This is a genomic window from Tateyamaria sp. 7Alg 36, from assembly GCF_059882455.1.
In genome coordinates this window covers 413,214-439,908 of the sequence record NZ_CM187613.1, presented here as the reverse complement: position 1 = coordinate 439,908, position 26,695 = coordinate 413,214, and the positions used below count along the sequence as shown (strand labels likewise).

Sequence of the window (26,695 nt, the reverse complement as noted above, 5' to 3'; positions counted from 1 at the left end):
CGCCCTTTCCCTGATTATTTACCCAGCGACCACCAGCCGCGTTTCTTCGGCTTGGGCGGTTCATCCGACGCGACCGGATCGGCAGCGGCGGGTTCCGGTGTGGGCGCAGGCGCAGCCTCGGCCACGGCGGGCTGCGGCGTTGGCTCGGGCTTGGTCTCGGCCATAGGCTCTGGCGCGGGTTCCGGCGCAGGGACAGCCGCGACAGGCTCTTTCGCCTGCTCTTCGGCTGCGTCCGCTTTGGGCGCTTTTTCCTTGGCGGGCTTGTTCTTGGCCGTAGTGGTCTTGGCCTTGGTCGAACGCGACCGCGTCGCCTTGGGTTTTGGCGCCGCTTCTTCCTTGGCTTCTTCCTTCACCTCAGGCTCTGCCGCTGGTGCGGTGTCGCCTTCGCTGGCGGCGTCTGCCGCTGGTGCGTCTTCGGCTGCTGTTTCGCTGGCCTTGGATTTGGAGGTAGAGGACGAACGGCTCGACTTGCGGGTGCGGGTCGGCGTCTTCTTGGCCACAGGTGCATCGGCATCTGCGTCTTTTGCCACGGCATCAGACGAGGTGTCCGCGTCAGAGGATGCTTCTGCGCCCTCTTCCTTACGGTCGCTGTTGCCGTTGTCGTCATTGCCGTTTTCGTTGTTGCCGTTCTCGTCCGACTGCGAGGATTTCGAGCGGCTGCGACGACGCCGACGACGACGGCGCTTGGGCTTGGTCTCTCCGTCCTCGCCGTTCTGTTCGGGCGCGGAGGCAGGGGCCGAGCCGGCAGCGGCTGGCGCTTCGTCCTCGACCACGGCGCTTTCGTCTTCGTCGATCTGGTCCATCAGCGATGTGTCGACCGACACCACAGCCGTTTCGACCGCTTTGACCACACGGGTCGCCGTCTTGAATTTCTCGATCGAGAAGTCGGGGCTGATCAGGTGCGGCTCACCCTCGATACGCACGGACAGGCCATAGCGCGCTTCGATCTGGGCGATGTGCTCGCGTTTCTGGTTCATCAGGAAGTTGGCGATGCCGACTGGGCACTTCACCAGCACTTCGCGCGACCGGCGGCGGGTGCCTTCTTCTTCGATCTGGCGGAGGATCGACAGCGCAAGGTTGTCGTCCGAGCGGATCAGACCGGTGCCGTGACAAGCCGCACAAGGCTGCGTTGTCGCCTCGATCATACCGGGGCGCAGACGCTGGCGCGACATTTCCATCAGACCAAAGCCCGAGATACGGCCCACCTGAATGCGGGCGCGGTCGGTCTTCAGCTTGTCTTTCATCCGCTTTTCGACGGCGGCGTTGTTCTTACGCTCGTCCATGTCGATGAAGTCGATGACGATCAGACCGGCAAGGTCACGCAGACGCAACTGGCGCGCCACTTCTTCGGCAGCCTCAAGGTTGGTCTTAAGGGCGGTGTCCTCGATCGACCCTTCCTTGGTGGAGCGGCCCGAGTTCACGTCGATGGCGACAAGTGCCTCGGTGATGCCGATGACGATATAGCCGCCCGACTTCAACTGGACCGTCGGGTTGAACATGCCACCCAGATAGGTTTCCACCTGATAGCGCGCGAACAGCGGCAGGGATTCATTATAGAGTTTCACGTTCTTGGCGTGGGACGGCATGATCATTTTCATGAAGTCCTTGGCGGTGCGATAGCCGCGCTCGCCCTCTACAAACACCTCGTCGATGTCGCGGTTATAGAGATCGCGAATCGACCGTTTGATCAGGTCGCCCTCTTCATAGATTTTCGCAGGCGCGATGGATTTCAGCGTCAGCTCGCGAATTTGTTCCCAAAGGCGTTGCAGGTATTCGTAGTCGCGCTTGATCTCGGCCTTGGTGCGCTGCGCACCAGCGGTACGCACGATCAGACCCGCGCCGGTTGGCACATCGATCTCGTTGGCGATTTCCTTGAGCTTCTTGCGGTCGGCGGCGTTGGTGATCTTGCGCGAGATGCCACCACCACGGGCAGTGTTCGGCATCAGAACGCAGTAGCGACCCGCCAGCGACAGGTATGTGGTCAGGGCCGCGCCCTTGTTGCCACGTTCTTCCTTGACGACCTGCACCAGCAGGATCTGGCGGACTTTGACAACTTCCTGAATCTTGTAGCGTTTCGGGCGCGGTTTGCGCACGGGGCGGATGTCGTCTGTGTCGTCTTCGTCGGCGACGGATTCGATGCTGTCATCTTTGGAAGTGGCGTCAGCGTTTTTGGGGCTGTCGTCATCTTCATCGGTGCTGTCATCGGATGCGTCTGTTGCATCATCTGCACTGTCGTCGTCGGACGGTTCGTCAGCGGCAGGCGTTTCAACAGGCGTTTCGGCCACGGTCTCCATCGGGGACGCGGCTTCGTTCTCTGGTACGTCGGCCTCGGCATCGCCCTCAAGGTCGATGGTCTCCATGCCTTCGATGTCCTGCGTTGCCTTGGCGTCCGCATCCTTGGCCGCTGCGGCCTTGGAGCGGGAGGACGAGCGCGAACGCGACGGCTTGCCCTTGGGCTTTTCGTCGGCTTCTTCGCGGGCGCGCTGCGCTTCGACATACGCGCGCTCTTCTTCCATCAACGCTTCGCGGTCGGCGACCGGAATTTGATAGTAGTCGGGGTGGATTTCACTGAAAGCAAGGAAACCGTGGCGATTTCCGCCATAGTCAACAAACGCCGCCTGAAGCGACGGTTCGACCCGTGTTACCTTTGCAAGATAGATGTTGCCAGCAAGCTGGCGTTTGTTCTCAGATTCAAAGTCGAACTCCTCAACCTTGTTTCCGTCGACCACCACAACGCGGGTTTCTTCCGCGTGGGTGGCATCGATAAGCATTTTCTTAGCCATGTAAGTCCATTGCACAACGCCATCGCACCGGACCCTGGGGGTGCCAGTGTGGATGGGGTGTGTCTTGTCTGGGCGATGTGGGACATGCGGCAGGTTTGGCCCTGAGGGCCTTCTGCTGGAACGGGTTGTGTCCTCGCGCGTGTCATCGCGGTTCTTCTCCGACGCAGTCACCCCTCGGGGCTTTGCATCTGTTCATTAGCTGCGCCAGACGGTGGTCTGCGTCAGCATCTCGTGGCCCCTTTTGAGGGCCCAATCGGTCTGTGGACATTTTCGGGGGCGTACCCGCCAGAACCGGTCCAACAGCGAATCTCTCATCGGGTACCACGCTGCTTCACCGCGGCGCACACCCGTCCCACTAGATAAGGCGAATGGCGGTGCAAAGACAATGGTCAATCGCGAAACAGGCCATCGCTGTCGGGTATTCCTGACTTGTCGGGTGCGCAACGGGCGGTTTTACTATCCCCTGTCGGAACCACAAACAGGTGTTGAAATGGCTTTTTGTGAAGACTGCCCCCTTGCCGGATTTGCCGCCGGATTGTTGGGCGAAGTGATGGCGCGCAAGGGTAAAAGACCCGTGGTGCCCGTGAATAAAGGCAAGAAAAGCGTCTCTTGCGCTATGCCTTGCATCAAAATCTACGAAGAACTCCGCCCCGGTGTCCTGATGGAAAAGCCGCTGCAACTGTTCGCCAAGCGTCTTGGCGTCACGACGCAAAGCCTTGGAACCCTGACGCGCATCAGCCAACGTCGCAAGGCCAAGTAACATGCCGGTGAACGCACAGGATATCAGCGTTGACGAGTACGGGATCGTGTTTTCCGGCGGCGGTGCGCTTGGCGCGTGGGAAGTCGGCGCGCTGCAACCCATCTTTGACTTTCACGGGGGCAAATGGCCGCGCGTTGTTACCGGTGCCTCTGCTGGGGCGCTCAATGCCGCGGGTTTATGCGCGGGGCTGACACCGGACGATCTGGCGCGGGAATGGGCGGGTCTGAAAAACGACAACGTGTTCACCCAAGGCATCAAGGTCCGTCAAAGTGCCGCGCAGGTGGCCGGACACGAAGGGTGGAACCGTGCCAGCCGATTTATCCGCAACCTTCTGCCGAAATCGGGCAAAGGTGGTGACACAGGCGCCAAGGACGATGCAGGAACGGTCGATACGATCCTGCATGTCCTGCGCGGTCATCGCGGCTTTTACGACACCGCCCCGTTCGAAGGGACGCTGAAGCGCATTCTGAAAGGGCGCGAACACACGTTCCTGTCCTCGCCCCTGCGGCTGGCCATCTCGACCACCAAGCTGGCCGATGGCGAGGTCGAACTGTTCTACAAGATCCCCCACACCGAAACATTTCCACCTCAAGCCGCCACCGGAACACTGGCCAACGCGTGGCGCGAAATTGCGGGCATGACCGAGCTGATACAGGCGCTCAAAGGTACAACGGCCCTGCCCCTGCTGTTCCCACCGATGGAGGGACGCTTTGACGGGGGCGTGCTGATGAACCAGCCGATCTCGCCCGCGCTGCGCTTTGGCGTGCGGCGCATCTATGTGTTGATCCCGTCGCCCGAGACCTTCCATCCTACGGAAAACCTGAAGGATATCGGCACCAGCCTGTTGACCAACTGGCTGAGCACCAGCCTTGAGGCGCAGATCAGGATGGTCAAGGTGATCAGTTGGACGGATCAGGCGATGTTAAACGCTCTCATCGCAAAAGGCGATGGCGACACGCCTGCGGCGAATGCAATCCGCGACAGGCTGATCCAGCTTGTCGTGGTGCGCCCACCCCATCCGCTTGAGGACGACCCGTCGGTCGGTCTGCTCAAGTTCGGGGGCGGTGTTGAGGCGATGATTGCAGCCGCCAAACGCAGCACAGAAGAGCGGCTGGAACGGTTCGATCCGGCCGTTCCGCAGACGTGGGACAATTACCTGCGCGATCCTAAGGACTACTTCTAACGCCCGAACGCGGAACGCGTTGCCATTGGTGGGGCGTCCCCTGCTTGACAGTGGCGCGCCCTGCCCCGACCATGGGACGGTGCCGTGATATCTGCACGCGAAAGTACCCGACCATAGGAAGACCCATGCGCCCAATCCCCCAAGTTGCCCTGATCACCGCCTGTATTGCCATGCTCGCGGGATGCGATGACGTGGCTTTGGCCAATGACCCCGAAGCGCTGGCCGAACTGCGCGGCACACGGTCGTGCATTCGCGCAGTCGAGGCCGAAACAAAACAAAGCGGGGCGACGGCCAACACCACGCTGCCCGTGGTCGAGGTCAACCAATACGTGATTGACGCCGCCGACGGACAGTCATGGACCTGTTTCACCGATGACAATAACTCGGCGACTGCGCTGGTGCGGATCCCGTCCGCCTGACCAGCGCGGCCTTAGGCCAGATAATCAGATCGCTGAAGACCGTATTTCGCCATCTTCTCGTTCAGGGTCCGGCGCGGCAGGCACAGTTCTTCCATCACGGACGCGATAGAGCCTTTGTGACGGCGCATCGTGTTGTCGATCAGCATGCGTTCGAACGCCTCGACATATTCCTTGAGCGGCTTGCCCTCGGTCGTCATCACGGGCTGCATTTCCTCGTGATCATTCATCAGCAGTGACGCAATCGACCCCGTCCCGCGCCGCGATTGCAGCACGGCACGTTCAGCGATGTTGATCAACTGGCGCACGTTTCCGGGCCATGGGGCCTGCAACAACTGCGCCGCTTCCTGTGCCGAGACTTTAGGCGCTTCACACCCGTATTCGTCTGCAAACTGGTCGCTAAGGCGTGTGAACAGCGTCAGAATATCCTCGCCGCGCTGGCGCAGCGGGGGCACGGTGATTTTCAATGCCGCAAGACGGTAGAAAAGATCGGGTCGCAGCGCGTCTTCCGATGTGCGCCCTGCCTCTTGCATGTTGCAGATGCCAACAATGCGGGTTTCGGCAGGCGTGCCCTGTTCATTGATCACACTCAGCAGGCGCGCTTGCAACGTCTCGCTTAGCGCTTCAATATCTTCAAGCACCAGCGTACCGCCCCGCGCTTCCTCCACGGCAGGGAGTTGCGCGTCTTCAGGCAGCATGGGGCCGAACAGACGCTTGGCAAGCGCCTCTTCCTCCCAAGCGGAACAGCTGATTAAGACGAACCGTTTGCCCGCGCGCGAGCCGACAGCGTGCAGCGCATGGGCAACCAGCGTCTTGCCGGTACCGGTTTCACCGTCGATCAGTACGTGACCATCGGCCTGCCCCAGATCAAGAATGTCCTCGCGCAGCCGCTCCATCACCGGCGATTGGCCGATCAGCTTTTTCATCAGCTGCCCGCCGTCGGAAAGTTCGCGCCGCAGCGCGCGGTTATCCATCGTCAGACGGCGCTGGCCCGTGGCCTTCTTCGCCAGTTGCGACATACGGTCGGGGTTGAACGGCTTTTCAAGGAAATCGAACGCGCCCACGCGCATCGCCTCAACCGCCATGGGCACGTCGCCGTGGCCCGTGATCATGATGACCGGCAGCGCACTGTCACTGCCCATCAGCTTTTTCAGAAACTGCATCCCGTCCATCCCTGGCATGCGGATGTCGGAAATCACGATGCCCGGATAGTCGGGGCCAAGAACCTTCAGCGCGTCTTCGGCACTGGCAAAGGTTTCAGTGTCATAGCCGGACAGCGCAAGCCACTGGCTGATGGATTGGCGCATATCCTGTTCGTCGTCGACGATGGCTATTTTCATGGCTTGTGTCATGGGCTTACTCCGCCGCTTTGATCTTTGGACCGGTTTCGTCTTGGTCGGTTTCCGCGTCGCCCAGAATGGGCAATTGCATCTCGAATACAGCACCACCGGACTGGCTGTTGCGCGCCGTCAGACGCCCGCCCAGATCGTTGACAATGCCAGAGGAGATAGCAAGCCCCAAGCCGACACCGTCACCCGGTTGTTTGGTGGTGTAAAAAGGTTCGAACAGCGCATCAAGGTCCACAATGCCGGGACCGTTATCGCGCACCGTCAGGGTCGCTGTTTCGCCCGCCGAGAGGAAAATATCAACCTGAGGCTCTTTTTCCGTCTTGGTGGCGTCGATGGCGTTGCGCAGCAGGTTCACCATCACCTGTTCGATGCGCAGCCTGTCGCCCAGCACCTCGACCGGATCGGGCGGCAGGATGCGGTTGATCTGCACACGGCGCTCGCGCAATTGCGGCTCCATCATCGACAGGGAGGACGCGAGCGCATCGCCCATGTTAACAGGGCTCAGCGCGTCCTGCCCCTTGCGCGCATAGGATTTCAACTGGCGTGTGATCGCGCCCATCCGCTCGATCAGGTCGTCAATGCGCCCGAAACTCACAACCGCCTCTTCGGGCCGGTTGCGGCGCAGCAACAGGCGCGCGCCCGCAAGATAGGTCTTCATCGCGGCCAGCGGCTGGTTCAATTCGTGGCTGACCGCTGCCGACATCTCGCCCAAAGCAGCGAGTTTCGAGGACTGCTCAAGCGTCTGTTCGGCCACGGCAAGGTCTTCCTGCACGCGCTTACGCTCGGCAATCTCTCGCTGAAGCTGCATGTTCAGGCGCCGCAATTCGGCGGATTCGCGGGCAAAAAGCGCAAGGCGCAGCGCCGAACGGCGGCTGAGCGCATAAAAGGCAAGCGCCAGCAGGATCGCAAAGGCCATGATTTCCAGCGCCAGTACGCCGTTCACTTTCTCGCGGACGGATTCGTATGTGGTGAACGAGGTCAGCCGCCAGCCCCTGAACGGGATACGCGTTTCAAGGCGCATCACCCCCTCACCCTGCAAATAGGCATCCGCAGGCAAGGCGGTCCAATCGGCAGTGGCACGAATGGCGCGTTCGATGGCGCTTTGTGCTGTTTCGCGCTCCAGCGCCTCGGCCTCTGTCCGGCCGCGCCAGCGCGGTTCGGTGGCCAGAATGATCTGCCCGCTGCTGTCTGTCACAAAGACCGCCGCCGAAATGCCCGCCCAAGCCCGCTCGAACTTTTGCAAATCGACCTCGACCGCGATCACCCCCACCACATCGCCACCCGCCATCACGCGGCGCGAATAGGTGAAAACAAACCCGCCCGTATCGCGTTGGGAGGCAGAAAAAACAGTGCCCGAGGCGCGCAAAGCGTCCACGAAATAAGGCTCGGGGCGGTAATTCGTGCCCAAACGGTTGCGGTCGGTCGCCGCCACCACGCGCCCGTCATTGTCCAAAAGCATCAGGTTGGCCGCACCGATTTCTTCGACAAAAGAGATAAGGCGCTGCGTGGATTGCTGGAAATCACCTGAATTCAGCGCCCCGATCAGCGTGGGATCGCGGGCCAGAAGCTGCGGCACAATCGCGTTCTGGCGCAGTTCGCTCAGCAAGTTGCCGGAATAAAGCGCAAGGCGCAATTCGGCGCGGTTTCGGGTGGTTTCTGTAAAACGGTCGGTCAGCAGACGGTTGGTGAAATACACGGTCGACACCGCGACAATGCACAGCACAAACAACGCAAGGCGCACCCGCCAACTGGTGGTGCGCGGTTGCTTTGATCGTTTGGCCTTGCGTGGAACCATCTGCATTGCGCTACCATAAAGGTCGCGCACGTTCCTCTCAAGTCATGCCAGCGCCAGCTGCGCCGCGATTGAGCGGAACAGCGCCTGCCCGTCGGTGCCACCATGGCCAGCATCCGCCGCCCGTTCGGGATGGGGCATCATGCCCAGCACACGCCGGTTCTCCGACAGGATGCCCGCAATGTCGTTTTTCGACCCGTTGGGGTTGTCGGTGTAGGTGAACGCCACGCGATCCTCGGCGCGCAGGGCGGCAAGGGTCGTGTCATCGGCAAAATAGTTACCATCGTGGTGCGCAATCGGAATGTCGATCACGTCGCCTTTGGCATAGCCTTCGGTGTAGACCGACTCGGCCGTCTCGACGCGCAACCCGACGCTTTTGCAGATATATTTCAGCCCCGCATTGCGCAGCAACGCACCGGGCAGGACGCCGGTTTCGGTTAGCACCTGAAACCCGTTGCAGATGCCGATGGCATAGCCACCGCGCTCCGCATGGGCCTTTACGGCCTGACAGATCGGCGAATTGGCGGCAATCGCCCCGCAGCGCAGGTAATCCCCAAAGGAAAAACCGCCCGGCACGCCGACAATGTCCACACCGGACGGCAGCGCCGTATCCTTGTGCCAGACCATCTCGACATCCGCACCAGCGGCGCGAAAGGCCACGGCCAGATCACGGTCACAGTTCGACCCCGGAAAGACGACAACCGCCGCCTTCATGACAGTTCGACCCGATAGCTTTCGATTACGGTATTGGCCAGCAACCGCTCGCACATCGCATTCACATCCGCCTCAGAGGTGCCATCCGCCAGATCCAGCTCGATCACCTTGCCCTGACGCACACCCTGCACACCGTCAAATCCCAACGCGCCAAGCGCATGACGCACGGCTTCACCTTGTGGATCCAGTACGCCGGTCTTCAGCATCACATGCACAACTGCTTTCACGACCTACCCCTTCATTGTTCTGTAAATATGCAAATTCCGACGCTCAGTTAATGAGCGTCGGTTTGGTGATCGGACCCGAAGACTGCTTGGGCATCACACCCAAACGGCGGGCCACCTCGGTATAGGCATCCGTAAGATTGCCCAGATCGCGGCGGAACACGTCCTTGTCCAGCTTCTGTCCGGTTTCGATGTCCCACAGGCGGCAGCTGTCGGGGCTGATCTCGTCCGCCACGATCAGGCGCATGAAATCACCGTCATAGACACGGCCGACCTCGATCTTGAAGTCGACCAGACGGATACCGACGGCCAGCATCACACCGCTCAGGAAATCGTTGACCCGCAGCGCAAGGCTCAGGATATCGTCCATGTCCTGCTGGCTGGCCCAGCCGAAAGCGGCGATATGCTCTTCGGTGACCAGCGGGTCGCCAAGCGCGTCATCCTTATAGCAGTATTCGACAATCGGACGCGGCAGTTGCGTGCCCTCGTCGATGCCAAGACGCTTGCTCATGCTGCCAGCGGCATAGTTGCGCACGATGATTTCCAGCGGAACGATCTCGCAGGATTTCACCAGTTGCTCGCGCATGTTGAGCCGTTTGATGAAATGTGTCGGCACACCGATCTGCGCCAGTCCGGTCATGAAGAACTCGCTCAGGCGGTTGTTCAGCACGCCCTTGCCTTCGATGACTTCTTTCTTCTGGGCATTGAATGCCGTGGCATCGTCCTTGAAGTACTGCACGATTGTCCCGGGTTCGGGGCCTTCATACAGGATTTTGGCTTTGCCTTCGTATATCTTTTTGCGTCGCGCCATGGGCGTCCCCTCGGTTTGCGCCGCCGCGTGAGTCTGCGCCGCTTTGCGCCCTCATAAGCAATCGGTTGAATTGCCGCAAGCAAAGGGGTTGCATGGCGCGCCCCGCGCCGACATATCTTTTGCAACGCAACATCTCTAGGAGCCCCCAATGAGCAGCTTTGACGACCGCGAGAACGCCTTCGAGAACAAATACGCCCACGATGCAGAAATGCAGTTCAAGGCAGATGCACGCCGCAACAAGCTGCTGGGCCTGTGGGCCGCGGGCCTGCTGGGCAAGTCCGGCGATGACGCGGACGCCTATGCGCGCGAAGTCGTCAAATCCGACTTCGAAGAAGCAGGCCACGAAGACGTCTATCGCAAAGTCTCCGGCGACCTTGGTGATCGCGCTGACGAGGCGACAATCCGTGCCAAAATGGAAGAGTTGATGAGCCAGGCCAAGGCCCAGATCATGAGCGAAATCAAGGAATAACAAAACCCTATAAAGGTTTGTTAATGTGATTAAAACGCGCAGCCCTAAAAACGGGTCTGCGCGTTTTTATTTGTTTTGTGCACAAGCCGACCGCCGGCGTTAAGGATTGCAACACTCCGCTGACCTATCCCCACCCTCGGGTAGATCTGGTTTGGGGTGAAGTGATCTTATGCGGAATTTTTTGGTGTCGACACCGGTCAGGGCGCTGATGCGCGTGGCCGTGCCGGTCAGTATTCTTGCGCTGTGTGCGTCCTTACTGGCGCAACATATCTCGGTTGATCTGGTGCAATCACTGCCGGACCGGCTGGCCGATATCGCGCCGTGGCGCTGGTGTCTGGCGCTGCTGTTCACGGCGGCAAGTTTTTGGGCCGTGGCCCAATATGACGCGCTGGCACATAAAACACTGCGCACGGGAATCGCCCCCGAACGCGCGCGTTTGACCGGCGCGGTGGCGATTGCCCTCGGCCAGACTCTCGGCTTTGGTGTTGCTACGGGTGCTTTGGCGCGCTGGCGAATGTTGGCGGATCTTGATCTGGCACGCGCCGCCAAAGTCTCGGCCTATGTCAGCGTCAGTTTTGTCGCCGCATGGGCCGTTCTTGTTGCACTGGCTGTGGTTTTGCTGCCCGCGCCCGACTGGGCCGACTGGCCTGCGGCGCTGATGGTTGCACTACTGCCCATCGCGGCACTTGGCCTGTTCTGGTGTCCACGGGTGCAGATAGGCGGCCTTACCTTCCGCGCCCCGAGTTTCCGTACCAGCGGCGCGGTTCTGGGCTGGGCGCTGGTCGATACGGCAATGGCGGGCGCGGCGCTGTTTGTGTTGTTGCCCGTCGACACCATCGGGTTCGCGCCATTCTTTCCCCTGTTCCTGATCGCTTTGGGTTCGGGGCTACTCTCCAACACGCCTGGCGGTGTGGGCCCATTCGAACTTGTCCTACTCGGCGCGGTGCCTTTCAGCGATCCCGCACCGGTCGTGGCCGCGATCCTGGGATATCGAATCGTCTACTACGCTGTGCCTGCCCTGATCGCAGGGGCGGCGCTGCTGCGTCCCTATGGGTCAGCGCCGCGCACCTACACGGCACCATTGCGCGCCGCGGTCCCCACGACGCGCAGCGAGGTCGGCGTGGTTACGCAAAACGGTGGCGCACTGCTGCACCATGGCGACAGCACGTTGGCGGCTTGGCCCATAGGGCAGATGCTAACCCAGTTCGCGGATCCCGTGGCAGGCACCTGTGCGCAGGCCTTGCACCATATTAACCGTGCGGCGACGCAGGCGGGCGCCTTTCCCATGATTTACAAATGCTTCGGCCCGATGGCGACGACCGCCCGCCGTGCCGGCTGGCGCGTGCTGCACATCGCGGATGAGGCTGTCGTGCCCCTTGATACCTACGACACCGCCCTGCCCGCCCGCCGGACCTTGCGGCGCAAGTTGCGCGCCGCAGACAAGGCAGGCGTCCGGATCACCGCCAAGGGACAGCGCCCGACGGCGGCCATGGCGCGCATCGACGCAGAATGGCAAGGCGCCCACGGCCGCGCACGCGGTGGCAGTATGGGGCGCTATTGCCCTAGCTATGTGGCAAATCAATGGGTCGGATGCGCCTATGTCGGGGATCGTCTGGTCGCCTTTGCCACGGCGCACCGCGCCCGCGATGAATGGTGCCTCGACATCATCCGCCACGGCAGCGAGGTGCCGGACGGAACCATGCATGCCCTGATCCATACCGCGATCACCGAGGCACGCAAAAGCGGCGCGCGCTGCTTCTCCCTCGCCGCGACGCCTGCCTGTCCCGACCCCACGGTCGCCTTCTGGCGATGGGCAGCGGCGCACGTGGTACAGCGGGCTGGCGGGCGCGGCTTGCGCCAGTTCAAATCCAGCTTCGCGCCCCGCTGGAAGCCGCTTTATGCAGCCTCCCCCACATGGGCCAGCCTGACCTTGGGCCTTGCGGATGTGGCCCGCGCCATCCACGCCCCGATCCCGCTCGCTCCGGTCAGCGCATATGCGCCTCATAACAAACATGAGAATTATGCAGTGGATTCATGCAAAGTAGCATGACATCAGGGGCGAAACACACGCGCGCGAAAGAACCATTCCATGACCAATATCCTCACCGACATGCTGGCCGAAAAAGGCACCCTTCTTGCGGACGGAGCGACCGGCACAAACCTGTTCAACATGGGATTGATGTCAGGTGATGCGCCCGAACTGTGGAACGAAACCGCGCCCGAGAAGATCCGGACCCTCTACAAAGGGGCCGTTGACGCGGGCAGCGACATCTTCCTCACCAATTCTTTCGGCGCAAACGCATCGCGTCTGAAACTGCACGACGCGGGCCACCGCGCCTTTGAGCTGAGCAAACTGGCCGCCGAACTGGGCCGCGAAGTGGCCGATGCTGCAGGGCGTCGTATCATCGTCGCAGGCTCGGTCGGGCCAACCGGCGACATCATGGAACCTGTTGGGCCGCTGTCCCATGACCTCGCGGTCGAGATGTTCCACGAAACCGCCGCAGGGCTGAAGGCGGGCGGTGCCGATATCGGCTGGCTCGAAACCATCTCCGCCCCGCAGGAATACGCCGCCGCCGCCGAAGGGTTCGCACGCGCCGAACTGCCATGGGTCGGCACGATGAGCTTTGATACCGCAGGGCGCACCATGATGGGCGTGACCAGCACCGACATGGCGCTGATGGTAACCGAACTGGACAACCCGCCGCTGGCCTTTGGCGCGAACTGCGGCACGGGTGCGTCGGACGTGTTGCGCACGATCCTCGGCTTTGCCGCGACCGGCACCACCCTGCCCCTGATCGCCAAGGGCAACGCGGGCATCCCGAAATACCACGACGGCCACATCCACTATGACGGCACGCCGGAACTGATGGGCGACTATGCCGCCATGGCGCGCGATTGCGGGGCGACGATCATCGGCGGTTGCTGCGGCACCACACCGGCGCACCTTGAAAAGATGCGCGAGGCGCTGGACACACGGCCCAAAGCGCCCGCGCCCTCGCTGGATGAAATCGTCGCGGCACTGGGCGCGTTCACCTCGACCGGCGACGGCACAGGGGACGACACGGCGCCCGTGCGCAAACGGCGCGGCAACCGGCGCAGCAGCTAAAGCAGGCGCAACTGCGCGCTCGGCGCCTCGGGTCGTTCGAACAGATCACAGCGCATGGGCGGCGCGCTTTCTTTCAGGCCAAGTCGTTTGACCGCCAGCTTGAACCGCGCGCCGATCATCTCGGCATAAGGGCCTTCGCCGCGCATCCGTTTGCCCCAGCTCGCGTCATAGTCCTGCCCCCCGTGCATTTCGCGCAAGCGCGCCATGATCCGCGCCGCACGGTCTGGGAAATGCTGCACCAGCCAGTCCTGCCACAACGGCGATACCTCGCGTGGCAGGCGCAACATGATCCAACTGGCGGTACGCGCACCGGCATCTTTGCCCTTCGCCAAAATATCCTCAAGCTCCGGATCGGTCAGCGTTGGCACCATGGGCGAGGCCATGATCCGCACCGGAATACCCGCCGCGCTTAACCGCCGGATCATCTGCAAACGCCGCGCCGGTGCGGGCGCGCGCGGCTCCATCAAACGCGAAAGCTTGGCATCAAGCGTGGTCACCGAAATCCCCACCCTGACCAGACCACGCTGGGCCATGCGCGACAGGATGTCGATATCCCGTTCGATCAACGCGCCCTTGGTCACGATGGCGACGGGATGGCCACAGGATTCCAGCACTTCAAGACAGGCGCGCATGATCCCGTGCTGCGCTTCAATCGGTTGATACGGGTCCGTATTGGTGCCGATAGCAATGGGCGCAACATTATAGGACCGCTTGCCCAGTTCGGCGCGCAACACCTGCGGCGCATCGGGCCGCGCCACCAGCCGCGTTTCGAAATCCAGCCCCGGAGACAGCCCAAGATAGGCGTGACTTGGCCGCGCAAAGCAATAAATGCAGCCGTGTTCACATCCCCGATAGGGGTTGATCGACCGGTCAAACGGCAGGTCCGGCGACCGGTTATAGCTGATGATGCTGCGCGGCCGCTCCACACTCACCTCGGTGCGCAGCACTAGCAAGGGCGTATCCTGATCCCATCCGTCGTCCGTTGCATGGCGGCTCAGCCTATCAAAACGGCTGACGTCATTGCGCGTAGCGCCGCGCCCTTTGGCGGTTTTGGTCTGCAAGTCGGATTTCATCGCAAAACACTAGAACATAAATAGAACATACGCCAGAAAAGACTTACAAATCATGCCCGTTACGCTAAAATAAGGCACCAAGTAGGACGCCGCGTCGCGCTTGACGTCACGCATGTCGCAATCCGGACAGTCCGATTGCGCCATTCTGACCGATAAATGGGAAACGGCACAGGGCCCCACGCCCGCACATCAAGGAACGGCCATGTCAGACGAAGACGAAATCATCCTGTCCGAACTCGACGACGAAGAACTTGTCCAGCAAATGTTCGACGATCTCTACGACGGCTTGCGCGAAGAGATCATTGAAGGCGTGAACATCCTGCTTGAACGCGGATGGGCCCCTTACGACATTCTGACTAAGGCGCTTGTCGGCGGTATGACCATCGTGGGCGCGGATTTCCGCGACGGTATCCTGTTCGTGCCCGAAGTGTTGCTGGCCGCAAACGCGATGAAAGGCGGGATGGGCATCCTCAAACCGCTGCTGGCCGAAACCGGCGCACCGCGCGTGGGCAAAATGGTGATCGGCACAGTCAAAGGCGACATCCACGACATCGGCAAGAACCTCGTATCCATGATGATGGAGGGCGCAGGGTTCGAAGTGGTCGATCTGGGCATCAATAACGCGGTCGAAAAATACCTCGACGCGATCGAGGCCGAAGGCCCCGATATCCTCGGCATGTCCGCTCTGTTGACCACCACCATGCCCTATATGAAGGTCGTGATTGATACGATGGTCGAAAAAGGCATCCGCGATGACTACATCGTACTCGTCGGCGGCGCGCCCCTGAACGAAGAATTTGGCAAAGCCATCGGTGCCGACGCCTATTGCCGTGACGCGGCGGTGGCGGTTGAAACGGCCAAGGAATTCGTGCTGCGCAAACACAACCAAGTGGCGGCAGGGTAACGCACCCTGCCCCGCACCAACGGGGTAAGGACCATGCGAACCATTCCAAGCATTGCAAAGGCGCGCGGCCCCATTCAACGGGCCGCGTCCGCAAGTGCGCGTGCAATATCCCCCCAGATCAAACGCCGAACTCCATGACACTCAGCGATCAGGACCTCACCGAACGCGGACTATGCGCCAGCGGACAAGGGCGCATTCTGCTGATTGCCTGCGGCGCGCTGGCCCGCGAAATCCTCGACCTCAAGGCACTGAACGGATGGGACCACATGGACCTGACCTGCCTTCCGGCCAAACTGCACCTCTTTCCCGACAAGATCACCGAAGCAGTACGCGCCGCCGTGGAAAAACACCGCAGCGCCTATGCCAGCATCTTTGTCGTCTACGCCGATTGCGGCACCGGCGGACAACTGCAAGCCGCTTGCAAGGACATGGGTGTCGAGATGGTCGCAGGTCCGCACTGCTACAGTTTTTTCGAAGGAAACGAACGGTTTGCAAGTCATAGTGAAAGTGAATTCACCGCCTTCTACCTCACCGATTTTCTCGTCCGCCAGTTCGAGGCGTTCATACTCAAACCCATGGGCCTCGACCGCCACCCTGAACTGCGCGACATGTATTTCGGCAATTACGAAAAACTGATCTATCAGGCGCAAACCGACGATCCGGCCCTGACCGAAAAGGCCCGCGCAGCTGCCGACACATTGGGCCTGACCTTCGAACGCCGCTTTACCGGCTATGGCGATCTGAAAACCACGCTCGCCGCGCTCTGACTTCTCTGTTCCAAAAAATCCCGCGGGAAGCGCGCCAGCGCGCGGGGGCTGGCCCCCGTTCAGCCTGCTGCGACCGCGCGCACCCGTTCGATCATGGCGCGCAATCCGTTGGACCGCTGCGCCGACAGATGCTCGTTCAGACCCAGCCGCGTCATCTCGGCCCGCGCATCAACCTCTAGAACAGCTTTGCGGTCCAAACCGTTGTAAAGTTTGCGCAAAACCGCAATCAGACCCTTCACAATCATCGCATCGCTATCGCCATCGAAATGGAACTTCCCGTTCTCGATCACCGCGTGCAACCACACTTGCGACGCGCAGCCCTCGACCTTGGTTGCGGGCACTTTCAGCGCCTCGTCCAATGGGTCCATCGCCTTGCCCTGTTCGATGACATAGCGATAGCGGTCTTCCCAATCGTCAAGGAATTCGAAATCTTCGACAATCTCTTCGAATGCTTCAGTGGCCATGAAACCCTCTCGTCGCGGCTATGCGCTTTGACCTAGGCCTTGTGACCTGAAAGGTCCAGTGCTGCAAAGGACGCTTTTCAAGCCGCACCACATCCGTTACCCATGGACCGATACCGAAAACGTGAGTGCCCTATGCGCCTTTTGACAACGACAATCCTTGTGACAACTCTGACCGTCAGCGCATGCGGGGTCATCCGTGACAGCCGCGTCAATCCGTTCAACTGGTTCGGGCGCAGCCAGTCCGAGGACATCCGCCCCGATCCGCGCGCCGCAACGAACCCGCTGATCCCCGTGAACGAACGCGGCGGTCTGTTTTCGTCGGTGCGCGAAGAGACCGAGGCCTATTTCGGCCAGCCCGTCGACCAGATCACCGATCTGGTGATCGAACGCGTGCCTGGCGGGGCGATTGTCCGCGCCTCGGGCATTTCCGATTTCGACGGCCCTTATGGCGTGCGCCTGACACCGACGTCCGAGGATGGCGAGGCCGTCGACGGCGTCATGACCTACCGGCTTGAGGCTGAGCGCCCCCGCCGCACGGGCCGCGTCACCAGCCAGCGCGTGCGCACCGTCACTGCGGCCGCACGACTCAGCGACCAGGAACTGGCGCAGATCAGCACCATCCGTGTCGAAGGGGCGCGCAACGCGCAGTCCACGCGCCGCCGCTGATTCCTCGTTAATCCAGTGAGATAATCTTGATGTCCGCGCCTTTTGCAGTCAGCGCCACGCGTCCGTCGCACAGGCGCAGCGCATCCTCGCCGAACACTTCGGCGCGCCAGCCTTTCAGCGCATCCACATCCCGCACACCTGCCGCCAACGCGTCTAGATCGGCAGCGGTCGCAATCAGCTTGGCTGCAACGCCCGCGCTTTCGGTCTTGGCCTTCAGCAGCACGCGCAACAGGTCGGCCAATGCGGGGTTCACTTGCAGCTTCTCGCGGGAACGATCGGGCTTGGGCTGATCCTCGGCTGGCATCTCGACGCCGCGTTTCACAGCCGCCAGAATGCCATCGGCAATGTCGCCCTTGCGCGCTTCACGCAGCAACAGGCGCGAGCGGCTGAGATCTTCGTAATTCTTGGGTTTGTTGCTGGCCAGTTCGACCAGCGCGTCATCCTTGAACACACGGTTGCGCGGGATGTTGCGGGTCTGGGCGTGATGTTCGCGAAAGGCGGCCAGTTCCTTGACCACGGCTAGGAACTTGGAAGAGCTTGTGCGCGTCTTCACCCGTTTCCACGCGTTTTGCGGGTCAATGATATAGGTTTCGGGCGTCAGGAGAATTTTAAGCTCTTCCTCGACCCAGCGGGCGCGCCCGCTTTCTTTCAGCTTTGCGGCCAGGAATTCGTAAATCTGGCGCAGATGCGTCACATCGGCCAGCGCATATGTTTTCTGCGCATCGGTCAGCGGGCGGCGCGACCAGTCGGTGAAACGCGATGTCTTATCAAGGGGTTGCTTGGCGATCTTGCGCACCAGTGTCTCGTATCCGACCTGTTCGCCAAAACCACAAACCATCGCCGCGACCTGCGTGTCAAACAGCGGCTCGGGAAAGACTTCGGCATCCACATAGAAAATCTCGAGGTCCTGCCGCGCGGCGTGAAACACCTTGACCACGGATGTGTCGCGAAACAGCTCGTAAAGAGGTTCAAGCGACAGGTTGCCCGACAGCGGGTCCACAAGGACTGCGCCGCTGTCATCCGTTCCGGGCATGGCCAGCTGGATCAGGCAGAGTTTGGAATAATACGTCCGTTCGCGCAGAAATTCGGTATCAACGGTGACATAGTCGTGTTGGGCCGCCTCTTTGCAATAGGTTTCGAGTTCGGCGGTCGTTGTAATTGTTTTCATACGCAACTTCTTGTTTTTGCGGTGCTCATCACCGCCTGAGATGCGCGTGGTTTACACCATCACCGCCCGCGTGACTAGAGGATCAGCGGCGCACGCTCTCCACCCGCAAAACGGCGCAGCACCGCAGGGTACAGCGCGTGTTCCTGCACCAGCACCCGAGCGGCCAGCGTGTCGGGCGTGTCACCGTCTTCGACTGCAATGCGCGCCTGTCCCAGAATGGGGCCGTCATCTAGGGCGGCGGTTACCAGATGCACGGTGCAACCGTGTTCGGTGTCACCAGCCTCCAGCGCGCGGGCATGGGTGTGCAAACCCTTGTACTTGGGCAGCAACGAGGGATGGATGTTCAGCATTCGCCCCTGCCACGGGGTGACGAACCCCGCTGTCAGCACGCGCATGAAACCGGCCAGACAAATGATATCCAGATCATAGGGCGCAAGGGCCGTGTCAATCGCGGCTTCGAACCCTGCGCGATCCTCGCCATAGGGGCGGTGGTCGATCACCTCGGTCGCGATCCCTTGGGCGCGCGCCCATGCGATCCCGCCCGCGCTTTCCTTGTTCGAGACGATGACGCTGGGCCGAGCCGGATGGTCGCCCGTCATGTCCTCTACAAGGGCGCGCATGTTCGACCCGCCGCCCGAGATAAAGATACCGACCCGCTTGGTCACAGAAGCTGACCCTCGTAGGCGACGCCCTGCCCCTGCTCGATCTGACCCAAACGGATGACGGTTTGGTCTTCACCGCTCAGCGCTGCGGTAACGGCATCCACCGCGTCCGCCGCGACGACAACAACCATGCCGATGCCCGCGTTGAAGGTTTTGAGCATTTCGCCCTGATCCATGCCGCCCTGATCGGCCAGCCACTGGAACACAGGCGGCAAGGTCCACGCGTCAAGGTTCACCCGTGCGCCAAGCCCTTCGGGCAGAACGCGCGGCAGGTTTTCCGTCAGACCACCACCGGTGATATGGGCAAACCCGTGCACGCCACCGGCGGCAATCGCTGCCAGTGCGGCCTTTACGTACAGGCGTGTCGGCGTCAAAAGCACCTCGCCCAATGTGCCTTCGGCCCATGGGCAGGCGTCGTCCCACGTCAGGCCCGAAGCCTCGACCACGCGGCGCACCAGCGAATAGCCGTTGGAATGCACACCGTCCGACGCAAGGCCCAGCAGCACGTCGCCCTCGGCCACATCCGCAGGCAGGGCCGTACCGCGCTCCATCGCGCCAACCGAGAAACCGGCAAGGTCGAAATCACCAGCAGGGTACATGCCGGGCATTTCCGCCGTCTCGCCGCCGATCAGCGCACAGCCCGAGGCGCTGCACCCGCGTGCGATGCCTTCGATGATCCGTGCGGCCTGATCCAGTTCCAGCTTGCCGGTGGCAAAGTAGTCGAGGAAGAACAGCGGCTCGGCCCCTTGGCAGACCAGATCGTTCACGCACATGGCCACCAGATCGACGCCCACACCGTCCACGTTTCCCGTGTCGATGGCGATGCGCAGCTTAGTGCCCACACCGTCTGTCGCCGCGACCAGAACGGGGTCAGTGAAACCCGCCGCCTTAAGGTCGAACAAGCCGCCAAAGCCGCCCAGCCCCGAGGCGACGCCCGACCGTTTGGTCGCCGCTGCCGCAGGTTTGATCCGTTCCACCAATGCATTGCCCGCGTCGATATCGACGCCTGCTTCGGCATAGGTCATTCCGTTTTTGCTTTTATCGGCCATTGCGCGCTCCGTTCCGGCATTTGCGCGTTCCCTACCAAGGGCTGTGCGTGTCGTCCATGGGCCAGACGTGCGCGGGTGTTTTTTCCGCCCTGCTGCGGCGCGGAAAACAAATGTCATGATGAATTTTGCACCCGACCCGCGCCGCCATGCGCCAAGCGCTTGACCTTTCTGCGCGCGCTGGCTAGCCAAGCGCCATGGCGGGCCTGTAGCTCAATTGGTTAGAGCAGAGCGCTCATAACGCTTTGGTTGCGGGTTCAAGTCCTGCCGGGCCTACCATTTCCTGCCACCTCTGTTGCTGCTGCCATCATGTGGCCAAACCTGCCCCGCCGCGCAGCCCCATTGACATATTGCACCCCAACCAGAAACTATGACCCAGCGGTTTTGGGAGAGGCCGCGTCATGGGAGGATGCGGCGTGCTGGACGATGACGCAGGGACAGGCGGGCGCCCCTTGCCCGTGCGCGAGGACGGGCGTGTCAATTCGGGCGCTGCGATCAATACGCTTCTAGGTCAGAAATACGAGGATGGCGGCAGCGTCTTGCTCGCCTCTTCTGCTGGGCTGGGCTGGGACGGTGCGATCACCGCAGAACTGCGCCGCCACAGCGCGCTGAACGGTGCGGCCTTTGTGCAGCCCGTGAACGAAGTGGCCATTGCCGTCGCGGGCCGTGCCGTGATCCGGCGGCGCGCCGACGGGGCCGAACAGCATTTCCAATCCCGTCCCGGTGTCGCCTGTGTCTGTCCCAAAGGGGTTTCGGTGCGCTATCTTGATATCTCGGGCGACGGGCTGGATATGCTGCACCTCTATCTGTCCAAGGATATGGCTGGCGGGCTGAGTGATCGCGACGACAATGCCGAGGATGCGGGGCTGGTCTATACCGGCGGCATCGTCGACCCGCTGGTGCACCAGATCGGGTTGGCCATTGCCGAGGAGTTGCAAGGTGGCACCAACGGGGGCCGATTGCTGTTTGACTCGCTCGGCCTCGCGCTGTCGGCGCGGATATTGCAGCGCCACACGCGTGCCAATGACTGGGAATGTTCGCCCGAATACCTCGCCGCGCAAACCACCAAAGGGCTGGATCCCGCACGGTTGAAACGGGTTGTCGCCTTTATGGGGGATAACCTGTCGCAAGACATCTCGCTAAGCGATCTGGCCGGTATCTCCTGCCTCAGCGTCTTTCACTTTGCCCGTGCGTTCAAACTGTCCACAGGCGTGTCGCCGATGCAATATGTCAGCCAGATGCGCCTGCGCCGCGCCAAGCAATTGTTATGCAGCAGCACGCTGTCGATGGACGAACTGGCGGATATGGTCGGCTATTCCTCGGGGGCGAACCTCGCGCGGGCGTTCAAGAAAGGCACCGGCGTGTCCCCGTCTACCTATCGCCAGCGCGTCACGCACTAACCGCACTGCCCGTCCGCGCATATTGCGCAAGACCTGCACCATAAAGGGCAACGCAGGACAGGGCCGCCTGCGCATCCTCCGCTACTGTCAAACCAGCAGATCGCGATACCGCCGCAAGGCACGCGCGGTCCGCTGATGACAGAATTCAGGAGGAGGAAAATATGAAACCCGTTGAAACCGTTACCATCCCGCATCTTGGTGGGTCGCAGATCGGCACATGCTTTGGCGCGGATTACGACCCGTCCCGTCCCACGCTGGTCATGGTTAATTCCTTTGCCACGTCCTGCCAGCTGTATCGTCCGCAATTCGCGGATGAGGCGTTGATGGACACAGCGAACCTCGTGTCCTTCGAACTATACGGCCACGGGGAAACGCGCACCGACTGCCCGCAATTCACCTATTGGGATTCGGCCATCGCAAACCTGCAAGCGATGGATGCACTGGGGATCGACGCGGCCTTTGTCCTTGGCACGTCGCAGGGCGGATGGGTGGCCGCACGCATGGCGCTGCTGGCACCGGACCGGATCAAGGGCATCATCCCACTGGGCACGTCCATGGATTACGAAAGCGCCGACAGCATGGCGCGCGGCTGCTGGAACGGGGCCGAATTCAACAGCCCGCTGGTGGACGCCCTTGCCGATCCTGTGCCCGAAGATTGGCAGCCCGCCGACGAATTCTGTGACGCGCTGCTGGCCGCAGGATTTGGCCCCGATGTGTCCGAGGACGAGCGCGCCTTCTGGCACAAGACGCTCAAGGCCAACTATACCGGCGATGCAGGGCGCAAACGTCTGCGCATGTGCGCGATCAACCTGCGCGACCGCGACGGGCTGAACGGGCGGCTGGACTATATCACCTGCCCCGTTCTGTGGATGCATGGCACCGGCGACGAGGTCTATTCCGTTGCGAACGCCGAACACGGGATCGCCCAGTTCACCAATGCCAAAGAGGCGACGCTGGAGGTGGTCGAAGGTGGCGCGCATTTCCTCAGCGCTTCGAACCCCGCCGAGGTGAACGACGCCACCCGCGCCTTTATCGAAAAACACGCGTAGCGCGCGGGAAAGGCCACCACTCACGACATTGCAGCGGCGGGGCATTCCCGCTGTTGCGCATTTTAATAGTGTGCGGCCACCCGTGTGTGCATTTTCTGCACTGCTACCGGAGCATCACTTACCGCGCACGTGCCAATCAACGCGCATGGTCGCGACGGTCTCGTCCTCGCCATCGCGGATATCCACATCGACGCCAAAGGCCACTTTGCCGTCCGTTTTCAGACGCGCCAGCAGGTCCGCGCCGCTTTCGTCCGTCTTTGCATGGGCGGTCAGCCGCCCCTTGGCGATCTTCACATAGGAAATCGTCGCCCCCGCCGCGACCGGCCGCACCTCTAGCAATACAGGTGCAAGCGCGCCGCCCAGTGCCCCGCCCGAGGCCGCCTCGCCCAAGGTGAACATCGCGCCGGCGTGCTGGGTCTGGATGTGGTTCGAGGTTTCCGTGCGCTGGTCAAGCGCAGCGGTGGCGGAGCCATCCGCGATCTCGATCAGTTCGACCCCGACGTGGTTGGCGAAGGGGATCGCCTGCGCCATATGGGCTTTGATCATGTCATAGGGGGTCATTGCGCGGCTCCTCGGCGATTGCTTGGTGCAGATTTGGTTGCGCGGATGTGCGGGCTAAACAAGTGTGCCGTTGCGGCATTGGTTGGAGACAGGACAGCAAGGCCGCAACGTAAAACATGAAAGCTTACTATATTTCATATGCCTAGAGGCCAATCCTAATGTTGCACTGCAACAACCCAACCCTACCGCGCAATCACAATATCCGCCCGCAACCCGCCCAGCTTTTCGCTCTCCCCTAGACGCAGTACACCGCCATGGGCGCGCGCGATATCGGTGGCGATGGCAAGGCCAAGCCCCACCCCCGACCCGCGATCCTGATTGCGTGACGGATCAAGGCGGGTAAAGGGGCGCTGCGCATCGGCGCGTTGATCTGCGGGAATACCTGGCCCTTCATCTTCGACCCGAAAGCGCAGGGATTTTTCGGTCAACACCACGGACATTTCCGCCCGCCGTCCATAACGCACCGCATTGCCTACCAGATTGTTCAACGCGCGACGCATGGCAGCGGCGCGCATCGTCACCGTACCCTCGCCTGTCGCCTCGACAAGCGACACATCCATCCCGCCGCGCTGCGCGTCCATCACGATAGAGCGGGCCAGAACGATGGGATCGACCTCTTCCGGTTCGCCCTCGGCATCGCCTTTGGCGAAGCTCAGGAAGGCATCAATCATCCCCTGCATGTCGTCCACATCGTGTTCCAGCGGAATGCGGTCTTCGTCCTCAAGCATACTCAGCGCAAGGCGCATACGGGTCAGCGGCGTGCGTAGGTCGTGACTGACACCGGACAGCATCAGGGTCCGCGTCTCGATCTGCCGTTCGATCCGGTTGCGCATATCAACAAAGGCCGTGCCCGCCGCACGGATCTCGGTCGAGCCGGAAGGCGTATAGGGAATCGTATTGCCACGCCCGAACGCCTCAGCCGCATTGGCGAGCCGTTTGATGGGCCGCAACTGGTTGCGCATGTAGATGAAGGCAATAATCGTAATCAGGCTGCTGAAAAACACCATGTTGACCAGTAGCTGGTGCGGCGCAGCGGCAGACACGCGGCGGCGGTCAAACTCCATCTCGACCGGCCCTTGCGCACTGTCGAGAACAAGACGCACCCAGCGGTCCCGCGACAAATCCACCACCGCCACCTGCGGCACCTGCCCGCGTAGCGACCGCGTAATGATGATGCCCGAAAAATCATACCACCGGCGCCTGTCCGCCTCGTCCAACGCGCTCGCCTCGGCGGGGCGCAACTGAATGTCCAGCGTATCCAGCACGTTCATGTCGTCCGCCACATATGCGGCAAGGCTGTCGGACCGATCAAGCTGGCGGATCACCAAACGCACCTCGCGCGCGGCGGCATTTGTCATCTGGTATGTGACATCTTCAAAATGGTCTTGTACGAACACAACCGACACCACCAGTTGCACCACAATCACGGGCAGCAACAGGATCAGCGCCGCACGTGCATAAATGCCCCGCGGCATGTAGTTCTTGAGCGTCTGCGTCCACATGCAGCAACCCTAGCGCGGCCCGCGCATGACCGAAAGGCCAACACGACGATGGACATGGACGATTTCAATCCGCCGATCGGGCAGCCCGAGATGCTTGAGGACGGGTTGCGCCGGATTGTGGCCCCGAACCCGTCCCCGATGACCTATCGCGGCACCAATACCTATGTGCTGGGTCACAGCGATCTTGCCGTCATCGACCCAGGCCCGAACGATCCTGCGCACCTTGCCGCCATTCTGAACAGCGTCGCGCCGCACCAGCATATCAGCCACATCATCGTCACCCACACGCATCTTGATCACAGCCCCCTCGCCCGCCCCTTGGCCGAAGCGACGGGCGCACCGGTGCTCGCCTTTGGCGATGCGCGTGCGGGCCGCAGTGCAGCCATGGAACGTCTGGTCGCCGCGGGGCTTGCGGGCGGCGGCGAAGGGATCGACTACGACTTTACTCCGGACGTGCTGCTGCGTGACGACGAACGGATCAGCGGTGCCGATTGGGATCTCGCTATCCTCCACACGCCCGGACATCTGGGCAATCACATCTGCATTGGCTGGAACGACGCCTGCCTGACGGCGGATCACGTGATGGGCTGGGCCAGTTCGCTGGTCTCGCCCCCCGATGGCGACCTGACCGACTTCATGCGCTCTTGCGAGCGGTTGGCCCCTAAACCATGGCGCGTGTTCTATCCCGGCCATGGCGCCCCCATCAACGACCCAGCCGACCGGCTGAACTGGCTGATCGCGCACCGCAAATCCCGTGAAGCCGCCATTCTCGACCAGTTGCAGGCCGGCCCCGCCACCGCAGCAGCGCTGGCCGCCCAAATCTACACCGACACCCCGCCTGCCCTTCTGGGCGCTGCCACCCGCAGCGTCCTCGCCCACCTCATTGATCTTGAGGGAAAATCCCGCGTCAAACCCATCGGCCCCCTGACCGCAAAGGCCGCTTTTGAACGCGTTTTGCCTTGATCAAAAATTTTTCCAAAAAAGGTGCCAAAACCCTCTGGACGCGTCCAAACCGCATTGCTATACGGCGCAGACCGTTCCGGCGTAGCTCAGCGGTAGAGCAGTTGACTGTTAATCAATTGGTCGTAGGTTCGATCCCTACCGCCGGAGCCAAAGATTTCAAGGGCTTAGCTGAATTTCAGCTAGGCCCTTTTTGGTTTCTGATTTCAAAGTGTCTATATAGTTCGACAGCAACACAGTTGGACGTTTGGCGCGGTATCTGAACCTACTTTGTAAGTAGTCACCGTCATTCTAACCTCCGCAGGTTCGGTCATTGCGAATACGGTCTAGCCAAACAAATCAAGCTGCCGATGCCGCCTTGAGTGCGCGAGTCCCTGCTCATCACCCCTTCTCCAACCCAGTCACAAACGCTGCAAAATTTGGCGCCACCGGATGCAAACCAACGTCCAACGCGACCTCGTGGTCGCAGAAGAACACCTGCCCGTGGTTCGGTCCCTTGAGCGCCAGCACGAACTGGTTGCCGCCCTCATCCGCGCCGATGCTCAGGTACCAGGGGCGCAGTTCCGCGCCGTAGTTTGCGTGGTACTGCCAGAGGTCGTTAAACGTGTGTTCAGCGTTCAAAGCATAAAGTGAATGCAAGGTAGTGGAGGTCTCGCGTCCTTTTTCGACGAAGGTTACGAGGCGGTTTTCCGGCATCTGGCCGTTGTGGTTTGCCAGCCAATCCCGATAGGCGGGCGGAAGGCGCGCGCCAAGCACTTTTTCCAGCAAATCGAGCGTATCTGGCGCGAGTGTGGATGGTGTGGGTTTACGTTTCGACTTCATGTCAGAGCCTGTTGCACGACCTTAGATCGGGGGAAAACTTCGAC

Annotated in this window: 26 protein-coding genes and 2 tRNA genes; 14 read left to right on the top strand and 14 right to left on the bottom strand. The window is 61.3% G+C overall.

Annotation, left to right across the window (positions count from 1 at the left end; all coding sequences use genetic code 11):
• Window positions 1-14: 14 nt before the first annotated feature.
• Entirely contained in the window at window positions 15-2,783 is a 2,769-nt protein-coding gene (locus tag AC6GQJ_RS02090) for an Rne/Rng family ribonuclease (protein ID WP_500771291.1), read from the bottom strand.
• A gap of 490 nt (window positions 2,784-3,273) precedes the next feature.
• Here AC6GQJ_RS02090 and AC6GQJ_RS02085 point away from each other — a divergent pair, with 490 nt between their 5' ends.
• The 3 genes from AC6GQJ_RS02085 (at window position 3,274) to AC6GQJ_RS02075 (ending at window position 5,145) form a co-directional block, all read left to right on the top strand.
• Window positions 3,274-3,543 (top strand): hypothetical protein, encoded by a 270-nt coding sequence (locus AC6GQJ_RS02085; RefSeq protein ID WP_500771289.1) that lies wholly within the window; start codon window positions 3,274-3,276, stop codon window positions 3,541-3,543.
• Between the two features lies 1 nt (window position 3,544).
• On the top strand, window positions 3,545-4,726 hold the full coding sequence (locus AC6GQJ_RS02080) for a patatin-like phospholipase family protein (RefSeq protein ID WP_500771287.1): 1,182 nt from the start codon (window positions 3,545-3,547) through the stop codon (window positions 4,724-4,726).
• 125 nt (window positions 4,727-4,851) lie between these two features.
• On the top strand, window positions 4,852-5,145 hold the full coding sequence (locus AC6GQJ_RS02075; protein ID WP_500771285.1) for a hypothetical protein: 294 nt from the start codon (window positions 4,852-4,854) through the stop codon (window positions 5,143-5,145).
• An 11-nt stretch (window positions 5,146-5,156) separates the two neighbouring features.
• Here the strand turns inward: AC6GQJ_RS02075 and AC6GQJ_RS02070 are convergent, their stop codons facing one another.
• Genes AC6GQJ_RS02070 through purC form a run of 5 tightly spaced genes read right to left on the bottom strand, consistent with a single transcriptional unit; the run spans window position 5,157 to window position 10,032 of the window.
• Entirely contained in the window at window positions 5,157-6,494 is a 1,338-nt protein-coding gene (locus tag AC6GQJ_RS02070) for a sigma-54-dependent transcriptional regulator (RefSeq protein WP_500771283.1), read from the bottom strand.
• Window positions 6,495-6,498: 4 nt separating this feature from the next.
• On the bottom strand, window positions 6,499-8,292 hold the full coding sequence (locus AC6GQJ_RS02065) for a sensor histidine kinase (RefSeq protein ID WP_500771281.1): 1,794 nt from the start codon (window positions 8,290-8,292) through the stop codon (window positions 6,499-6,501).
• Window positions 8,293-8,328: 36 nt separating this feature from the next.
• The gene (purQ, locus tag AC6GQJ_RS02060; RefSeq protein WP_500771279.1) at window positions 8,329-8,997 is read right to left on the bottom strand and encodes a phosphoribosylformylglycinamidine synthase subunit PurQ; all 669 of its coding nucleotides are present in this window, start codon (window positions 8,995-8,997) and stop codon (window positions 8,329-8,331) included.
• The gene (gene purS, locus AC6GQJ_RS02055; protein ID WP_500771277.1) at window positions 8,994-9,224 is read right to left on the bottom strand and encodes a phosphoribosylformylglycinamidine synthase subunit PurS; all 231 of its coding nucleotides are present in this window, start codon (window positions 9,222-9,224) and stop codon (window positions 8,994-8,996) included. Before purS ends, purQ begins: the two co-directional genes overlap by 4 nt.
• A gap of 43 nt (window positions 9,225-9,267) precedes the next feature.
• Entirely contained in the window at window positions 9,268-10,032 is a 765-nt protein-coding gene (gene purC, locus AC6GQJ_RS02050; protein WP_500771275.1) for a phosphoribosylaminoimidazolesuccinocarboxamide synthase, read from the bottom strand.
• A 148-nt stretch (window positions 10,033-10,180) separates the two neighbouring features.
• Here purC and AC6GQJ_RS02045 point away from each other — a divergent pair, with 148 nt between their 5' ends.
• The 3 genes from AC6GQJ_RS02045 (at window position 10,181) to bmt (ending at window position 13,607) form a co-directional block, all read left to right on the top strand.
• Complete coding sequence (locus AC6GQJ_RS02045) at window positions 10,181-10,501, top strand: DUF1476 domain-containing protein (protein WP_500771273.1); 321 nt, start codon at window positions 10,181-10,183, stop codon at window positions 10,499-10,501.
• A gap of 169 nt (window positions 10,502-10,670) precedes the next feature.
• A complete protein-coding gene (locus tag AC6GQJ_RS02040) occupies window positions 10,671-12,551 on the top strand; it encodes a phosphatidylglycerol lysyltransferase domain-containing protein (protein WP_500771271.1) in 1,881 nt (626 codons plus the stop codon).
• 39 nt (window positions 12,552-12,590) lie between these two features.
• Complete coding sequence (gene bmt / locus AC6GQJ_RS02035) at window positions 12,591-13,607, top strand: betaine--homocysteine S-methyltransferase (protein WP_500771269.1); 1,017 nt, start codon at window positions 12,591-12,593, stop codon at window positions 13,605-13,607.
• Here the strand turns inward: bmt and AC6GQJ_RS02030 are convergent.
• Window positions 13,604-14,680, bottom strand: a complete 1,077-nt coding sequence (locus tag AC6GQJ_RS02030; RefSeq protein ID WP_500771267.1) for a PA0069 family radical SAM protein — start codon at window positions 14,678-14,680, stop codon at window positions 13,604-13,606. The two genes, bmt and AC6GQJ_RS02030, sit on opposite strands and share 4 nt — an antisense overlap.
• Window positions 14,681-14,882: 202 nt before the next feature.
• Here AC6GQJ_RS02030 and AC6GQJ_RS02025 point away from each other — a divergent pair, with 202 nt between their 5' ends.
• On the top strand, window positions 14,883-15,584 hold the full coding sequence (locus AC6GQJ_RS02025; RefSeq protein WP_500771266.1) for a corrinoid protein: 702 nt from the start codon (window positions 14,883-14,885) through the stop codon (window positions 15,582-15,584).
• Window positions 15,585-15,718: 134 nt separating this feature from the next.
• Complete coding sequence (locus tag AC6GQJ_RS02020) at window positions 15,719-16,351, top strand: DUF1638 domain-containing protein (RefSeq protein WP_500771264.1); 633 nt, start codon at window positions 15,719-15,721, stop codon at window positions 16,349-16,351.
• Between the two features lie 59 nt (window positions 16,352-16,410).
• On the opposite strand, the gene AC6GQJ_RS02015 is transcribed toward AC6GQJ_RS02020, so the two are convergent.
• Window positions 16,411-16,815 (bottom strand): SufE family protein, encoded by a 405-nt coding sequence (locus tag AC6GQJ_RS02015; RefSeq protein WP_500771262.1) that lies wholly within the window; start codon window positions 16,813-16,815, stop codon window positions 16,411-16,413.
• 132 nt (window positions 16,816-16,947) lie between these two features.
• Here AC6GQJ_RS02015 and AC6GQJ_RS02010 point away from each other — a divergent pair, with 132 nt between their 5' ends.
• A complete protein-coding gene (locus tag AC6GQJ_RS02010; RefSeq protein ID WP_500771260.1) occupies window positions 16,948-17,481 on the top strand; it encodes a hypothetical protein in 534 nt (177 codons plus the stop codon).
• Between the two features lie 7 nt (window positions 17,482-17,488).
• Here AC6GQJ_RS02010 and rnd read toward each other — a convergent pair whose 3' ends face one another.
• The 3 genes from rnd to purM form a co-directional block, all read right to left on the bottom strand.
• Window positions 17,489-18,649 carry a ribonuclease D gene (gene rnd, locus AC6GQJ_RS02005; RefSeq protein WP_500771258.1) on the bottom strand — a complete coding sequence of 387 codons (1,161 nt, stop codon included), beginning with the start codon at window positions 18,647-18,649 and terminating at the stop codon, window positions 17,489-17,491.
• A gap of 74 nt (window positions 18,650-18,723) precedes the next feature.
• Entirely contained in the window at window positions 18,724-19,314 is a 591-nt protein-coding gene (gene purN / locus AC6GQJ_RS02000) for a phosphoribosylglycinamide formyltransferase (protein WP_500771256.1), read from the bottom strand.
• Window positions 19,311-20,360 carry a phosphoribosylformylglycinamidine cyclo-ligase gene (gene purM, locus AC6GQJ_RS01995; protein WP_500771254.1) on the bottom strand — a complete coding sequence of 350 codons (1,050 nt, stop codon included), beginning with the start codon at window positions 20,358-20,360 and terminating at the stop codon, window positions 19,311-19,313. The genes purN and purM overlap by 4 nt, the downstream gene beginning before the upstream one ends.
• Before the next feature lie 199 nt (window positions 20,361-20,559).
• Between purM and AC6GQJ_RS01990 the strand changes: the two genes are divergently transcribed.
• From AC6GQJ_RS01990 to AC6GQJ_RS01980, 3 genes are all read left to right on the top strand, one after another.
• A tRNA-Ile gene (locus tag AC6GQJ_RS01990) sits at window positions 20,560-20,636 on the top strand.
• A gap of 137 nt (window positions 20,637-20,773) precedes the next feature.
• The gene (locus AC6GQJ_RS01985; RefSeq protein WP_500771252.1) at window positions 20,774-21,757 is read left to right on the top strand and encodes a helix-turn-helix domain-containing protein; all 984 of its coding nucleotides are present in this window, start codon (window positions 20,774-20,776) and stop codon (window positions 21,755-21,757) included.
• 161 nt (window positions 21,758-21,918) lie between these two features.
• A complete protein-coding gene (locus AC6GQJ_RS01980; protein ID WP_500771250.1) occupies window positions 21,919-22,806 on the top strand; it encodes an alpha/beta fold hydrolase in 888 nt (295 codons plus the stop codon).
• A gap of 114 nt (window positions 22,807-22,920) precedes the next feature.
• Here AC6GQJ_RS01980 and AC6GQJ_RS01975 read toward each other — a convergent pair whose 3' ends face one another.
• Together AC6GQJ_RS01975 and AC6GQJ_RS01970 are read right to left on the bottom strand one after the other, a co-directional pair.
• On the bottom strand, window positions 22,921-23,367 hold the full coding sequence (locus tag AC6GQJ_RS01975; protein WP_500771248.1) for a PaaI family thioesterase: 447 nt from the start codon (window positions 23,365-23,367) through the stop codon (window positions 22,921-22,923).
• A 182-nt stretch (window positions 23,368-23,549) separates the two neighbouring features.
• On the bottom strand, window positions 23,550-24,869 hold the full coding sequence (locus tag AC6GQJ_RS01970) for an ATP-binding protein (RefSeq protein WP_500771246.1): 1,320 nt from the start codon (window positions 24,867-24,869) through the stop codon (window positions 23,550-23,552).
• A gap of 54 nt (window positions 24,870-24,923) precedes the next feature.
• Here AC6GQJ_RS01970 and AC6GQJ_RS01965 point away from each other — a divergent pair, with 54 nt between their 5' ends.
• Together AC6GQJ_RS01965 and AC6GQJ_RS01960 are read left to right on the top strand one after the other, a co-directional pair.
• The gene (locus AC6GQJ_RS01965; RefSeq protein WP_500771244.1) at window positions 24,924-25,832 is read left to right on the top strand and encodes an MBL fold metallo-hydrolase; all 909 of its coding nucleotides are present in this window, start codon (window positions 24,924-24,926) and stop codon (window positions 25,830-25,832) included.
• 75 nt (window positions 25,833-25,907) lie between these two features.
• A tRNA-Asn gene (locus AC6GQJ_RS01960) sits at window positions 25,908-25,982 on the top strand.
• Window positions 25,983-26,210: 228 nt separating this feature from the next.
• Here AC6GQJ_RS01960 and AC6GQJ_RS01955 read toward each other — a convergent pair.
• Window positions 26,211-26,651, bottom strand: a complete 441-nt coding sequence (locus AC6GQJ_RS01955) for an SMI1/KNR4 family protein (protein WP_500771242.1) — start codon at window positions 26,649-26,651, stop codon at window positions 26,211-26,213.
• Between the last annotated feature and the right edge of the window lie 44 nt (window positions 26,652-26,695).